General features: G+C 72.9%; 12 protein-coding genes. 8 read left to right on the top strand and 4 right to left on the bottom strand.

Annotated features, from left to right (window positions below; all coding sequences use genetic code 11):
* Window positions 1-109: 109 nt before the first annotated feature.
* Complete coding sequence (locus J2X68_RS08490) at window positions 110-997, top strand: alpha/beta hydrolase (RefSeq protein WP_310431840.1); 888 nt, start codon at window positions 110-112, stop codon at window positions 995-997.
* A 94-nt stretch (window positions 998-1,091) separates the two neighbouring features.
* Here the strand turns inward: J2X68_RS08490 and J2X68_RS08485 are convergent, their stop codons facing one another.
* Window positions 1,092-1,385, bottom strand: coding sequence for a DUF6355 family natural product biosynthesis protein (locus tag J2X68_RS08485; RefSeq protein WP_310431839.1), 294 nt, complete (start codon window positions 1,383-1,385; stop codon window positions 1,092-1,094).
* A 337-nt stretch (window positions 1,386-1,722) separates the two neighbouring features.
* On the opposite strand from J2X68_RS08485, the gene J2X68_RS08480 reads away from it, so the two are divergent.
* The 4 genes from J2X68_RS08480 (at window position 1,723) to J2X68_RS08465 (ending at window position 6,512) form a co-directional block, all read left to right on the top strand.
* Complete coding sequence (locus tag J2X68_RS08480) at window positions 1,723-2,295, top strand: hypothetical protein (RefSeq protein ID WP_310431838.1); 573 nt, start codon at window positions 1,723-1,725, stop codon at window positions 2,293-2,295.
* Window positions 2,296-2,506: 211 nt separating this feature from the next.
* Entirely contained in the window at window positions 2,507-4,090 is a 1,584-nt protein-coding gene (locus J2X68_RS08475) for a hypothetical protein (RefSeq protein WP_310431837.1), read from the top strand.
* A gap of 145 nt (window positions 4,091-4,235) precedes the next feature.
* A complete protein-coding gene (dacB, locus tag J2X68_RS08470) occupies window positions 4,236-5,609 on the top strand; it encodes a D-alanyl-D-alanine carboxypeptidase/D-alanyl-D-alanine-endopeptidase (protein ID WP_310431836.1) in 1,374 nt (457 codons plus the stop codon).
* 213 nt (window positions 5,610-5,822) lie between these two features.
* Window positions 5,823-6,512 carry a response regulator transcription factor gene (locus J2X68_RS08465; RefSeq protein WP_310431835.1) on the top strand — a complete coding sequence of 230 codons (690 nt, stop codon included), beginning with the start codon at window positions 5,823-5,825 and terminating at the stop codon, window positions 6,510-6,512.
* A 61-nt stretch (window positions 6,513-6,573) separates the two neighbouring features.
* Here the strand turns inward: J2X68_RS08465 and J2X68_RS08460 are convergent, their stop codons facing one another.
* A complete protein-coding gene (locus tag J2X68_RS08460) occupies window positions 6,574-7,554 on the bottom strand; it encodes a hypothetical protein (protein ID WP_310431834.1) in 981 nt (326 codons plus the stop codon).
* 246 nt (window positions 7,555-7,800) lie between these two features.
* Here J2X68_RS08460 and J2X68_RS08455 point away from each other — a divergent pair, with 246 nt between their 5' ends.
* Window positions 7,801-8,088 (top strand): zinc-ribbon domain-containing protein, encoded by a 288-nt coding sequence (locus J2X68_RS08455; RefSeq protein WP_310431833.1) that lies wholly within the window; start codon window positions 7,801-7,803, stop codon window positions 8,086-8,088.
* A gap of 15 nt (window positions 8,089-8,103) precedes the next feature.
* Here the strand turns inward: J2X68_RS08455 and J2X68_RS08450 are convergent, their stop codons facing one another.
* Together J2X68_RS08450 and J2X68_RS08445 are read right to left on the bottom strand one after the other, a co-directional pair.
* Complete coding sequence (locus J2X68_RS08450) at window positions 8,104-9,186, bottom strand: substrate-binding domain-containing protein (RefSeq protein WP_310431832.1); 1,083 nt, start codon at window positions 9,184-9,186, stop codon at window positions 8,104-8,106.
* Complete coding sequence (locus J2X68_RS08445) at window positions 9,183-11,540, bottom strand: SpoIIE family protein phosphatase (protein WP_310431831.1); 2,358 nt, start codon at window positions 11,538-11,540, stop codon at window positions 9,183-9,185. The genes J2X68_RS08450 and J2X68_RS08445 overlap by 4 nt, the downstream gene beginning before the upstream one ends.
* A 119-nt stretch (window positions 11,541-11,659) precedes the next feature.
* On the opposite strand from J2X68_RS08445, the gene J2X68_RS08440 reads away from it, so the two are divergent.
* Window positions 11,660-12,748: a substrate-binding domain-containing protein gene (locus J2X68_RS08440; RefSeq protein ID WP_310431830.1), complete on the top strand. Its 1,089-nt coding sequence runs from the start codon at window positions 11,660-11,662 to the stop codon at window positions 12,746-12,748.
* Window positions 12,749-13,036: 288 nt separating this feature from the next.
* Entirely contained in the window at window positions 13,037-14,182 is a 1,146-nt protein-coding gene (locus J2X68_RS08435) for an ABC transporter permease subunit (protein ID WP_310432132.1), read from the top strand.
* Window positions 14,183-14,234 lie beyond the last annotated feature (52 nt).

Genomic DNA, 14,234 nt, shown 5'->3' with positions numbered 1-14,234 from the left:
TAGCGCAGAACCTAGGGATACTAGGCATCGGGATCGAGGCGTCACAGCCCTCCCCCGCACGAACGACCGACCACCGATACCGACGACCGACGACCGACTGGAGCAAGCCATGAACCAGCCCCGGACCGGCACCCTGGCAGTGCCCGGCGCCACCCTCCACTACGAGACGCGCGGCAGCGGACCGGTCCTGCTGCTCATCCCCGGCGGCGCCGGGGACGCCGGGCTGTACGCGGGCATGGCGCCGGAGCTGGCCGCCCACCACACGGTCGTCTCGTACGACCCGCGCGGCCTGTCCCGCAGCCCTCTCGACGGCCCCGCGGACATCCCACGCGCCGACGAACAGGTGTCGGTCTGGAGCGACGACGCCCGCCGCTTGCTCGATCTGCTCTCCCCGGACGAGGAGGCGTCCGTCCTGGGCTGCAGCTCCGGGGCCGTCGTCGCGGTGGACCTGCTCGCCCGGCACCCGGGGCGGCTGCGCCGGGTGGTCGCGCACGAACCGCCGCTGCTGGAGCTGCTGGAGGACCCCGCCCCGCATCGAGCGCTCTTCGCCGAGGTGCGCGAGACCTTCCGCGCCGAGGGCGCCGAAGCCGCCATGGCCCGGCTCGGCGAGGGACTGGCCGACGGATCGGACCGTCCGGCGCCCGCGCGGCCCACGGAACTGCCGTCCGAGATCAGGGAGATGGCCGTCCGGATGCACACCAACCTGCCCGTCTTCCTGGGCCGCGTCCTCGGCCCGTTCTCCTCGGCCGTGCCCGACCTCGCCGCGCTGCGGCCCGTGGCGCACCGACTGGTGCCGGCCGCCGGGCGCGACTCCCGCCGCCAACTCCCGCTGTACGGACCGGCCGCGCGCCTCGCGGAGCTTCTGGGATCCGAGCTCGTCGAATTCCCGGGCGGCCACCTGGGAGCCGTCGAGTCCCCGAAGGAGTTCGCCGGCCGGCTGCTGGCCGTCCTCGACCGCCCGGACCGTGTGACGGGCCCGGGCGACCGGAGCGGGTGACCCGGACGGGCCCGCACCGAGCCTGCGGACAGACGCCCGGGGTCCGGGACGACTGCGCCCCGGACCCCGGGAGAATCGAGTGAGTGACCGCCCGTCAGCAGGTGCGGCCCGTGTAGTGCGCGCCCTGGATCTTGGCGGCGGAGCCCAGCCACGAGGTGCCGGGGCCGACGCACCGCTCGTAGTCGGCCGCCCAGGCCACTTCCACCTTGATGACCACGCGTGAGCCGTCCGACGTGCAGTGCTGGTAGAAGGCGTCGGAACCGGTCTCGTAGAAGCCGCACGGGTTCGCGGCCGCGGGGCCTGCGGTGGCGGCCGTCAGCGCGCCCAGAGAGGTGAGGACGAGAGCGACGGAACCGAGGGTGCTGAGCACCGAACGACGAACACGCACAGCGTGACTCCTTGCCGGAAATGAGGATGAGCAGAGGGAAAAGCCCAGGTCCGGCGAGGGACCGAAGGCCTGCACCAGGATCGTGGCGGGCTCTCCGGGATGATCGGACGACGGGGCCCGTTCACCCCGCGAATCGTTTCGCCGCTACGCCGTCGGAGTGATCACCGCCGGAAGGTGGAGTAGGCGGGGCGGGGTCCCCGGGATGGCGGACGGTTTCACCCGGGTGAGCGCCTTGAGTGGTGGAGCGGCGCCGGCTGACTGACGGTGGATCACGTCAGGCCGGGTCGTGTCAGCTGACGAAGTGTCGGCTGCCCGGCCGAGACGGAAGGACCATCAGATGCGTTCTGCTCGCATGATCCTGGCCACCGCGGCGGCCTCGGCCGCCCTCGCCATCGGCGCCCCCGGCGCCTACGCCGGTGACACGGACCACGACGACTCCTCGTACAGCAAGGAGGACAGCTCCTCGTACGGCAAGGAGCACGGCAAGGAGGACGACTCCTCGTACAGCAAGGAAGAAGAGGACTCCTCGTACGGCAAGGAGCACGGCAAGGACGAGCACGGCAAGGAGGAGCACGGCAAGCCCAGCGGCGGCATGCACACCGGCGGCGGCGCCCTCGCCTCGGTGAACGAAGGCGGCGACCGCGCGAAGGACCCGAAGTACGACCCCGAGACGTACAAGGACAAGGACGAGAACGGCGGCGAGCACGGCAAGGACTCCTGGAACGGCGGGAAGGAAGAGGAGTCCGGCGGCTGGAGCAAGGAGCACGACAAGCCCAGCGGCGGCATGCACACCGGCGGCGGCGGCCTCGCCACCCCCTCGACGACCGCGGCCGGACTCGGCGTCCTGGCCGTCGCCGGCACCGGCATCTACGCCCTGCGCCGCAAGAAGACGGTGGGAGGTGTGGCCTGACCCATGCCTGACGCGATAGCGAAGCCGCGGCCGCCACACATGCCCCCCTGTGGCGGCCCGGCCCGCTTTCCGCCACCCCTGCCGTCGTCGGCCGATCCGCACCGGGCCGGGAACGTACGCGGGGACGTCTACGCCCCTGTCGGCTCGTCCGCTTCGCCCGTACACTGACAAATCGTAGACGTGCGGACGCAGTTGACCGGGGGGAGCCGCCATGTCGGGGGACCAGTACGGCAGATACAACGACACCGACCACAACACCTTCTTCTACGTTCCGCCCATGCCGTCGGCCCCGCCGCCGGCCCCGGCGGACGGTGTCCGGGCCGTCGCGGTCGCCGTGCTCAACCTCAGCGGACTGGGCCTGGGTTACGCGCTGGTGCGCCGCTGGGCCCTGACGGCGCTGTGCTGGATCGCCACCGCCGTCCTGCTGTTCGTGGCACTGCCGGCCGACCCGGACGGCGTCCCGGGCTTCGCCCTCGTGCTGTACGTCCTGTTCCTCGTCGCGGTGGCGGCGGACGGCGCCCGCATAGGCCTGCGCAACCGGCTGTCGGGGCTCCGCCAGGCGCCGCTCGCGCTCGTCCTCGGTCTGGTCCTGCTGGCGGTGCCGGCCGGGGGTGTCGTGCTGTACGACAGCGCACGGGACGAAGCGACCCAGCAGATGCTGCTCGACCGGCTCGACGAGGCCGACGAGCTGGTGCAGGCCGCCGCCGACAAGCCGTTCGACTCGGCCCGGGCCGACTACCGCGAGGCGCTCGGCGTCTACGCGGACCTCAGGTCCGACCACCCCGGTTCGCGGGCCGCCGAGCGGGTGCCCGCGCGGATGAAGACGTACTACACGACGGTCGGAGCCGCGTACGCGCAGGGCGACTACTGCGAGGCGGTGGAGCCGCTGAAGTACCTGCGCACGGTCCCGAAGAGCCTGCCCGGGACGGACCTCGGGGCACTGAAGACCTGGCCCGACGACCGGCTGGCCACCTCGCTGTACGAGTGCGCGTCGGCGGCGCTCACCGCGGGCGAGGCCAACTGGTCGACGCAGTACGGGGACCTGCTGGCCACCTTCCCCGAGTCGGAGCAGGCCGCGAAGGTCGAACCCGCCGTGGCCGCCGCCGTCGTCCGCACGGAGAAGGACCTGCACGGGGCCGAGCCCTGCTCCGCGGTCCAGCGGCTGCGCACGCTCGGCACGCAGATCGACGGCCTGCAGTCCGGGCAGGCGGACATCGGCGCCGCCCTCGACAAGGACAGCCGACGCGCCACGACCAGCGCCGACACCGGCACGTACACCTGTGGCGTGGACCAGTACCGGGACGGCGACTTCGAGTCGGCGCAGACGACCATGACGGAGTACGCCTCCGCCCACAAGACCGCGAAGAACGCGGGGCTGGCGAAGAAGATCGCCATAGCGGCGGAGATCGCCCAGACCCTGCCGGCCGCGGGCAAGAAGCTGCCGACGACCCGGACCGGGGGCAGCATCTCGGTCACCGTGCAGAACGACAGCCCCGACGCCGTCACGGTGCTCTTCACGGGCCCGGTCACCGGCAGCTTCACCCTCAAGGCCTGCGGGAGCTGCAAGGCGTACTCCTTCGGGAGCACCATCAACCCGTCGTTCGAACCGTGCAGCGACAGCGGCAAGAACTACCCGCAGCGCACCATCAGCCTGCCGGTCGGCACCACGTATTTCCTGCACAAGCCGAACGGCGACAGCCTCGCCACGCCCGCCTCGGACACGGCCAAGCTCGAGTCGGGCTATGTCTACACGGAGTGCGCCTACACGACGCAGAGCCTGGGGTCCGGCCTCTGAATTCGACGTGAAAAGACGGAGTATTTCGACCCGCTGAAGGAATGTCAGTCGGGCACCGTGTTTTCTGTGGGGCGTATGTGACGGGTGGTAAGGTGCGCCGGAATTCTCTCGCGCAGGGGCCCACACGAAAGCCTTGAGATACTCCATGAACGACGTAACGGCGGGAACACCCGTGCATTCCTTTGTGCCGGGCGGCCGACGCCGGCACCGCAAGGCCAAGCAGAGCGGTACCGGCGTCCGGCGGGCGATCGTGCTCGCACTGGCCCTGCCCGTCACCTCGGCGGCCCTGGCCGGGCCGCCGGCGTTCGCCGCCGAGAAGGGCGCCGGCACGACGGCGAAGGGCACCGCGGCGGGCCGGACACTCGACGCGGACGACCGGCAGATGGTCGCCAACCTGGAGAGCCGGGTCCTCGACCAGCGCCTGGGGTCCGAGGTCAGCGGGGTGGTGCTCGACTCGGCGTCGGACAGCACCCTGTGGGACCACAACGGGGCGACGGCGCTGATGCCGGCGTCCAACACCAAGCTCGCCACGGCGACCGCCGCGCTGACCGTGCTCGGCCCGAACCACACGTTCACCACGCAGGTCGTCCACCGCGACGGCACCCTCACCCTGGTCGGCGGCGGCGACCGTACGCTGACCGGCGCCGACCTGGCCGAGCTGGCGAAATCCGCGGTCGCGGGTCTCAAGGCGGCGGGGCTGACGTCGGTGAAGGTCGCCGTGGACGACAGCCTGTTCGGCGAACCGACCATGGCCGAAGGCTGGAACACCGGCTACTACCCCGACTCCGTCGCGCCGGTGCGCGCCCTGGTCGTCGACGGGCACGCGGTCCAGGACACCTCGATCGACGCCGGGCAGGCCTTCGCCCGGCAGCTCACGGCGGCCGGGGTCACCGTCGACGGCGCCGTCACCCGCGCCGAGGCGAGCCGAGACGACGTTCCGGTGGCACGGCACCGGTCGGCGCCGCTGTCGGAGATCGTCCACAAGATGATCAAGGTCAGCGACAACGACATCGCCGAGACCCTGCTGCGGATGACCGCACTCGGGGCGGGCCGCCCGGCCACTTTCGAGGGCGGCACGGAAGTCGTGCGCCAGGTACTGGACGTCCGGTACGGCGTTTCCCTCGGCCACTTCGAGATCCACGACGGAAGCGGCCTTTCCCGGGCCAACCGCATTCCGGCCGCCACGCTCGCGGAAATCCTCGAACTGCTGACGGAATCCCGTCACTCCCCCACCCTGGGTTCCCTTCTCGCAGGACTGCCCGTGTCCGGCGAGGCCGGCAGCACGCTCGGTCCGGAATGGGGCCGCTTCGACGACGTGAACTCCCGGTGCGCGGTCGGCAAGGTGCGCGCGAAGACCGGCACTCTCACCGGAGCCATCGCCCTGAGCGGTCTGACCCGGGCCAAGGACGGCGGGTGGAAGGTCTTCTCCTTCATCGAGAACGACTCCACGGCCGACCCGAGCGCCGTCAAGGACGCCATGGACGGCCTGGCGGCCACCGTGAACGGCTGCTGGGCGTAGCCGACGGCGTCCCGTCACCCACGGAGAGGGCCGGCTCCTCGGGGCCGGGCCTCTCCGCGCCATGAACTGAGCCGCCTCCGCGCGTGAGTGTGACCCACACCACAAGGAAACGCTGTCGTTTCGATGGGCCCGCGGGCTAGTCTGGATGCCAAGTGAACGAAACAGTTTCGTTCATGAGAGGCGTACGCCCCCACTCGCATGGAGAACACAGCCATGGCCTCCGTACTCGTCGTCGACGACCAGTCCCTCCGACGTGCCGGCCTGCGCATGCTGCTGGCAGCCGAACCCGACCTGACCGTCGTGGGCGACACGGCGAGCGGGACCGAGGCGGTGCGGATGAGCGCCGCGCTCCGTCCCGACGTCGTCCTGCTCGGCGGTCACCGCCCCGGGACGAACGGCATCGACACCATCCGCCGCATCGCGCACCCGCCGCGCCTCGCCGCGATCCCCGGACCGGGCGGACCGCCGCCGCGGATCCTGGTGCTGACCTCGACCGGTCAGGAGGGGGACGCCTACGCCGCCCTGCGCGCGGGCGCCGGGGGCTTCCTCCCGAAGGACGCCACACTCCGCGAACTGACCGCGGCGATCCGGGTGGTGGCCGCCGGGGACTCCGTCATCACCCCCGGGCTGACCCGGGCGCTCATCGACACCGTCCGCCACGAGGGCGCCCCGCGCCCGGGCGGGCGGCCGGTCGGGCCCGGCACCCTCACCGAGCGGGAACGCGACGTCCTCGTCGCCGTCGCCTCCGGCTGGTCCAACGCGGAGATCGCCGCCCGGCTGTCCATCGCCCCGACCACCGTGAAGTCCCACGTCAGCCACATCCTCGCCAAGATCGGAGCCCGTGCCCGGGTCCAGGCGGTCGCCTTCGCCTACGAGTACGGCCTGGTGCACCCGGCGGCCTGACGGGCACCGCCCCTCCCCCCGCGGCCCTGCACCGGCCTTCCGGTGCGGGGCCGCGGAACGGCTAGCCGCGGTCGCGCTGGTTCACGCGGGCCAGGAGCAGGTTCGGGTCGGCCCGGGTGAAGTAGGCCGCGCTGGGGACGTAGACGGTCCGGCCGCGCACGGCCACCGCGGTCGGGTTGGACAGCCCGTCCTTCCGGGCGAGGACGACCCGGTGGGTGCCGTCCGGGCGCACCTGGACCAGTTCGCTGCCGCCGGTCATGGCGGCGAGAGCCGTGTCGCGGTGCCGGTCCACGAACGCGAAGTCGTCGATCGCGAACAGGCCGGTCGCCCGGGTCTGGATCGCGCCGGCGCAGCCGCTCTCGCGCACCGGGATGCGCAGCAGCGTTCCGGCGTTGGTGTTGGACACCCACACGGCGTCGCGGTGGATCCGCAGGCCGTTGACGCCGACGCGGGCGGCGGGCGGCGCGCTGCGCGGTTCCAGCGCGGCTCCCGTGGCCCAGGCCGTGGGCTCGCCGCCCGAGCGCGGCACGCGCCAGACGGTGCCCAGTACCGAGTCCGCGACATAGAACACGCCCCGGCGCTCGTCGAGGGCCAGGCCGTTGGGGAAACCTTTCGGCGGCAACTGCGCGATCTGCCGGGGCTTGCCGCCGCCGGACGGGATGCGCCAGATGCCGGTCGCGCGGGTGCTGGTGGCGTAGGTGACGTACAGGGTGCCGTCCTGCGCGCGGGCGATGCCGAGGACGACGGCCCTGCCGACGACGGGTGTCTGCGGGTTCGCCACGGCGGGCAGGGTCGCGAGGAGCCGTGTGCGGCCCTGCCGGGTGACGTTGGCGACCCGCCGGGCGGTGGAGAACGTCAGGTCGGCGGAACCGTCGGGTTCGAGCGCGATGTTCTCCGGCGACTGGCCCTCGGCGAGGTCGAAGTGGGCGACGACGCGCGGAGCGGAGACAGCCGGCTCGTCTCCGGTCGCGGGAGCCGCGGCGATCAGGCCGAGGGCGAGGGCGGCGGCGGTGACGCCCGCCGAACGGGGGACTCGGGGCATGGAACCTACCTTGCGGGGAAGCCGGAAGCGCCGCCGTGCGGCGGACCAGACGACCATGGCGGCGGGCCGGCGGCGGGAGCCGCAGTCACGGCCGGGGGATCGCCCGCCCGGCCCAGGGCATCGACCCGCCTGCCGCTCACCCGGGTGATCCGGCGATGCAGCAGACTGTGCGGTGCGGACAGCGGTCCCGACGGCCGTCCCGGCGGCGGCCCACCCGGCGGACACTCACCCAGAAGGAAGCACAGCGTGATCATCTTCGGCACCAAGGGATACCTCTACCAGCTGGCGATACTGACGCTCGTGTGCGGCCGTTGCGGCAACCCCGCCGCGCACACGCTGCGCAAGCAGGTCACGAAGTTCACGCTGTTCTTCGTGCCGCTGTTCCCGATCTCGACGAAGTACGCGACGCAGTGCACCTTCTGCGGCGCCGAGCAGAAGCTGGCCAAGGAGCAGGCGGAGCAGCTGACGGCGCAGGCCGCGGGCGGCCACGGCCAGCCGTACGGGCAGCCGCACCAGCAGCCGTACCAGCACTGACGGCCGTCCGGCGGCTCACCGGGTGAGTCCCGCCTTCGCGCAGGCCGCCAGGAGTTCACGGGTGCAGATCTGGCCCGTGGTGTAGAGGCCGCCCTCGACCAGGGTCCGTTCGATGTCGCGGGCCCGCACCGGGCGCGGCTGGAGCAGCACCGCAGGGATACGCGGGGTGGTGGGGCTGTCGACGGTCGTGGTGGCGCTGTCCCGGGGATCCTCGCCCCGGCCGACGGCGACCGCCATGGCGGCGACCGCGGCGGCCTCCTTCTTGAACGGCTTGTACACCGTCATGTACTGCTCGCCCTTGACGACGCGGCGCACGGCGTCGAGGTCGGCGTCCTGGCCGGTGACCGGCGGCAGTTCGCCGACGCCGGCCCGCTTGAGCGCGGCGACGACGCCCGCGGCGATGCTGTCGTTGGCCGCGAGGACTCCGTCGATCCGGTCCGGGCCGAGGGCCGCGATGGCGGCGGACATGTTGGCGTGGGCGTTCTGGGTGCTCCAGCCCTCCGTGTTGTAGGACCGGGCGATCCGCACGCGGCCGGTGAGGACGTCCAGCGCGCCCTTCCGGTAGGCCTCGGCGTTCGGGCTGGTCGGGTCGCCGTTCATCAGGACGACGACGTCGTCCCCGGCGCTCCGCCCCAGGGCCTCGAGGAGCGCCTCGCCCTGGAGTCTGCCGACCTGGAGGCCGTCGAAACCGACGTAACCGGTGATCGGTCCCTCGGCGAGGCGGTCGTAGGCGACCACCGGGACGCCCGCCCGGTCCGCCTCCTGGATGGAGGAGCGCATCGCCCGGGTGTCGGCGGCGTCCAGGATCAGGACCCTGGCCCCCTTGGTGATCATGGAGAGCATCTGCTGGCGCTGCCGGGTGACGTCGTTCTCGGCGTTGGCGTACTCCGTCCGGCAGCCGGGGCAGAGTTTCCTCACCTGCGCCTCGATCAGCGGCCGGTCCGCGTGCTCCCAGCGCGGGACCATGCGGCTCGGCAGCAGCAGGCCGACGGTGAAGCCCTCGCCGGCCGCCTTCTCGTCTCCCCCGCAGGCGGCCAGGGGCATCGCCAGGAGCGCCGCGGCGAGCACCGCGACGACGGCCTTGCGGCGCGTCCTCACGGCGCTCGCCCCGGCACGGCGATCTCGCTCCACACCTGCTTGCCGCCGGCCACCGGGACCGACCCGAAGGCGTCCGACATCGCCTCGACCAGCAGCAGGCCCCGGCCGCCGGTCGCCTCCCAGTCGACGATGACCGGTTTGGCGGGGGCGCGCGGGGAGGAGTCGCTCACGGACACGCGCACCCGGTCCCCGCGCAGGACCAGGTCGAGACGGACCGGCCCCTGGGTGTGCACCAGGGCGTTGGTGACGAGTTCGGAGACGACCAGCAGCACCGCGTCGGCCGCCTCCGGGACCTTCCAGCGGCGCAGGGTGCGCGCGGTGAAGCGGCGGGCGTGCATGACCGCGTCGGGCAGCCGCCACACCATCCACCCGGCCCGGATCGGCCGGGTCTCCATGCCGTCGTAGCGCAGCAGCAGCAGCGCCACGTCGTCCTCGCGGCGGCCGCCGTCGCCGAGGAGTTCGTCGGCCATCTTCCCCGGGTGGGCGGGGTCGGCCGCGGCGAGCGCGACGCGCGTGCGGCGCATGCCCTCGTCCAGGGGCAGGTCGGCGGCCTCGACCAGACCGTCGGTGACCAGGGCGAGGATCGTGCCGGGGGCCAGTTCGACGGCCGTCATGGGGAAGTCCGCCTCCGCCAGGACGCCGAGCGGGGGCCCGCCCGCCACCTCGACCTCTTCGGTGGCGCCGTCGGGAAGGCGCAGCAAGGGGGCGAGGTGCCCGGCCCGGACGAAGAGGACGTTGCCCTCCTCCAGGTCGAGTTCGGCGTAGCAGCAGGTGGCGAACAGGTCGGTCTCCATGCCGACGAGCAGCCGGTTGGCGTGCGAGACGACCACGTCGGGCGGGTGTCCCTCGATGGCGTAGGCCCGGACGGCCGTGCGCATCTGGCCCATGATCGTCGCGGCTCCCGCGCTGTGCCCCTGGACGTCTCCGATGACCAGGGCCACCCGGTCCTCGGAGAGGGCGATGACGTCGTACCAGTCGCCGCCCACCTGCAGCCCGCGCCGGGCGGGCAGATAGCGGGCGACGGCGGTCGCGCCGGGCAGTTCGGGCAGCCGCCGGGGCAGCAGGCTGCGCTGGAGCATCGTCGCGAGCTCCTGCTCGGCGTCGTGCGCGTGGGCCCGCTTGAGGGCCTGGCCGACCAGGGAGGCGGTGGCGGTGAGCAGGGACCGTTCCTCGGGCACGAACTCGTGCGGCCGGTCCCAGCCGACCAGGCACACCCCGGCGACCTGGCCCTTGGCCGGCAGCGGCAGGACGGCCAGTCCGCCGGCGCCGATCCCGGCCAGCCCGGCTTCGAGCGCGGTGCCGGCGGGCCAGAGGTCCATCCGCCCGTCGCGCAGGGCCGCCTGGAGGGTGGGCAGGGCGCGCAGCGGCGCGTCGGGCCACTCCGTGCGCCACTCGGTGCGCCACACGTCCGGCCAGGCGGACGGCTGGGGCGGGTCGAGGGCGGTGACCATGACCCGGTCGTCCTGGAGCGCGGCGAGGGCCACGTGGTCGGCGCCCAGCGGCTCGCGCAGGGCGGCGACGACCACCCGGCCGACGTCACGGACCGTCGCCGCGTCGTCGAGGGCGGCCGTCAGCCACTGGATGCGGGAGACGTCGTCGCTGCCGCGGCGCAGCACCGGGGTCGCCGTCACCACGCCCAGGACCTGTTGCGGCCCGTCGCCGGCGCCCGGTTCCGCCCGGCAGCTCAGGCTCAGCCAGCGCATCTCGCCGGTGGGGCCGCGGACCCGGAACTCCAGGTCCCGGCGGCCGAAGGCGTCGGTGGTCGGCTCGAGGACCGACATCAGGGCGTGCATGTCCTCCGGGAGGGCGTGCGCGAGCAGGGTGTCGACCTTGCCGTCGAAGTCGTCCGGTGTGATGCCGACCAGGTCGAGCAGGGTGTCGTCGGCCTCGATCAGGCCGGTGTCCGGGGAGAGGACGAAGGAGCCGACGCGCAGGCTCCGCAGCGCGGGCGCCAGCAGCGGCGTCGGGGTGGGCGGGTCCGCGCCCGGCCGCAGGAGCGCGGCGACGGCGTCGGCGTACCGCTCCAGGAAGCGGCGCTGCTCGGCCTCGAAGCCGTCCGCGGCCCCCAGGACGAGGAGGCAGCCCAGCCGGCTGCCCCGTACCCCGAGGGGCAGCGCGCCGAGCGGGGTCTCGGCGGTCAGCCACAGGGGGTGGTCGGTGCGGAAGGCGCGGGCCGCGGGCGAGTCACCGGACAGGGGCAGGCGCTCCGGCGGCGCCGGTCCGGACGAGACGCTTCCGGACGTGTCCACCAGCCGAAGCTCGCGTGTGCCGGCCCCCGGCGCGTAGACCGCTGCCAGTGTCGCTCCGGCGAAGGTCAGGGCCCGGTCGAGGCATGTCCGCAACGTACCTCCCATCCTGCCGCAGGTGCCGACAGGTTGAGATCAGGGCACCCACCCACCAGAATCGCATATACGGATCAACCGAACATATCCGCAGCTGTCCACCCTATTGTCGTCTACGGCGGGTATCACTCATGAAGGCCTGCATCAGGGACACGGCCGCCGCGGTGACCGCCGTCTGCGCCGCCGTCGTCCTCGCGGCCTGCGGGGCGAGCACCGGCGACGAGCCCACCGCGGGGGACGGGCCGCGCATCGGCCTGCTGCTGCCGGACGTCACCACACCCCGCTGGGAGACGCAGGACCGGCCGCTGCTGGAGAAGAGGATCCGGGAACTGTGCTCCACCTGCGCCGTCGAGCACGCCAACGCCAAGGGCGATGTGGCCCTCCAGCAGGAACAGATGGACTCGATGATCACCAAGGGGGTCGACGCCATCGTGCTCGTGGCCGTGGACGCCCGGTCGCTCGGTCCCGTGGTCACCAAGGCCCAGAAGGCGGACGTCCCCGTCGTCGCCTACGACCGGCTCTCCGAGGGCCCCATCTCGGGTTACGTCTCCTTCGACGGGAAGGAGGTCGGCAGGCTGCAGGGCCGGGCCCTGCTGGAGGCGATGGGCGACAAGGTGCCCGGCGCCCAGATCGTCATGATGAACGGCGATCCCAGTGACCCGAACACGAAGTCGTTCGAGGAGGGCGCCCGGTCCGTGCTGGCCGGGAAGGTCAAGATCGGCAAGGCGTACGACACCCTCCAATGGCGCAGGGAGGCCGCGCACATGAACATGTCCGGGGCCATCGCGGCCCTCGGCGTCGAGTCCATCGACGGGGTCTACGCGGCCAACGACGGGCTCGCCGCCGGGAGCATCTCCGCCCTCAAGGCGAACAAGGTCGACCCGCTGCCCCCGGTCACCGGGCAGGACGCGGAGCTCTCGGCCCTGCGGCGCATCGTCGGTGGCGACCAGTACATGACCGTCTTCAAACCGTTCGGACCCGAGGCCGCCGCCGGTGGCGCGATGGCGGTCGCCGCGGCCCGCGGGCAGAGTCTGGGGCAGGTCGCCACGCAGCAGGTGCCGACGCGGGGCGGCGAAGCGGTCGCCGCCGTGCTGCTCACCCCGGTGTCGGTGACCGCCGACAACATCGAGGACACGGTGGTCAAGGACGGCCTGCACACCGTCGGGCAGATCTGCACGCCCCGGCTCCGGGCCGCCTGCGACCGGGCCGGCCTGACCTGACCGACCCGACCGACCCGACCGACCCGACCGACCTGACCGCATCGAGCGGACACCGCACGCGTCGACCCGACGCCGCCGGACCCGACGCCCTGGGAAGGAGATGGTTTCCGTGCCGGAGATCCGCTCCGGGCGGGCCGCCGCCCTTCTCGGGGGCGACCCGTCCGAGCCTGCCGCGCGCGCCGGGAGAGACCTGCCCGGCCGCCCGGGCGTGCGGGAGGCGAGGTGGTGACCCGGGCCCGGGCCGTCGCCCGTGCCGTGCGCAGCGGGCCGGCGGTCGTCCGGCGCAGGATGAGCGCCGGCGAGCTGGGTTCGCTGCCCGTCGTCCTCGTCCTCGCCGTCGTCTGGATCACCTTCCAGTCCCTCAACGAGAACTTCCTCTCGCCCCGCAACCTGTCCAACCTCAGCGTGGACATCGTGGGCACCGGGATGATCGCGGTCGGCATCGTCTTCGTGCTGCTGCTCGGCGAGCTCGATCTGTCCGTCGGCTCGATCAGCGGGCTGGCGGCGGCCGTCTTCGCCGTGCTGAACGTGAACAACGGGGTGCCGGAGTGGCTCGCGCTCGTCGTCGCGGTGCTGGCGGGCACCGCGGCGGGAACCGTCCAGGGCTACTCCATCGCCAGAACCCGGGTGCCGGCCTTCGTGATCACACTCGCCGGACTGCTCACCTGGAACGGCCTGATGCTGTCCGTCCTCGGGGACAGCGGAACCGTCAACCTCGACGAGAACGGACTGGTCGCCAAGCTGACCAGCTACTACTTCACCGACGACGCCGTCGCCTACGGCCTGGCGGCGGTCGCCGCGGCCGCGGTCTTCCTCGTCTCCGACCGCGACCGGCGCCGCCGCCGGGCCAACGGCATGCCGCACCGCTCGCTGCGCGCCATCGTGCTGCGCACCGCAGCGGTCGCGGTGGTCGCCTTCGGCGTCGCGTACCTGCTCAACCGCTTCCAGGGGCTGCCGCTCGCGCTGCTGATCTTCCTCGTGGTGGTGGCCGGTCTCGACGTGCTGCTCCGCCGCACCCGCTACGGACGGCAGGTCTACGCGCTCGGCGGCAGCGTCGAGGCGGCCCGCCGCGCCAGCCTCCACGTGACGTGGGTGCAGACCGCGGTGCTCGCCGCCTCGGGCACCATGGCCGCCGTCGGGGGCCTGTTCCTGGCCTCACGCATCACCTCGGTGAGCCAGAGCTCGGGGTCGGGTGTGCTGCTGGTCAACGCCATCGCGGCGGCCGTCATCGGCGGCACCAGCCTGTTCGGCGGGCGGGGCACGACCTGGTCGGCCGTGCTCGGCATGCTGGTCATCCAGTCGATCGCCTCCGGCATGGCGATCACGGACACTCCCCCGGCCGTGCAGTTCGTCATCACGGGCGGGGTGCTCTTCGCCGCGGTGGTCATCGACTCGTTGTCGCGGCACTCCCAGGTGACACGCGGACAGGCGTGAGGGGACGTCCGCGGAACGGCCCCGGTGAGTCCCGGTGGCCGTTCCACGGACC

This window comes from Streptomyces sp. 3330 (genome assembly GCF_031456635.1).
In the GTDB taxonomy this organism is placed as follows: Bacteria; Actinomycetota; Actinomycetes; order Streptomycetales; family Streptomycetaceae; genus Streptomyces.
The sequence above is the reverse complement of the archived record's forward strand: the minus strand, read 5'-3'. Positions and strand labels throughout refer to the sequence as shown.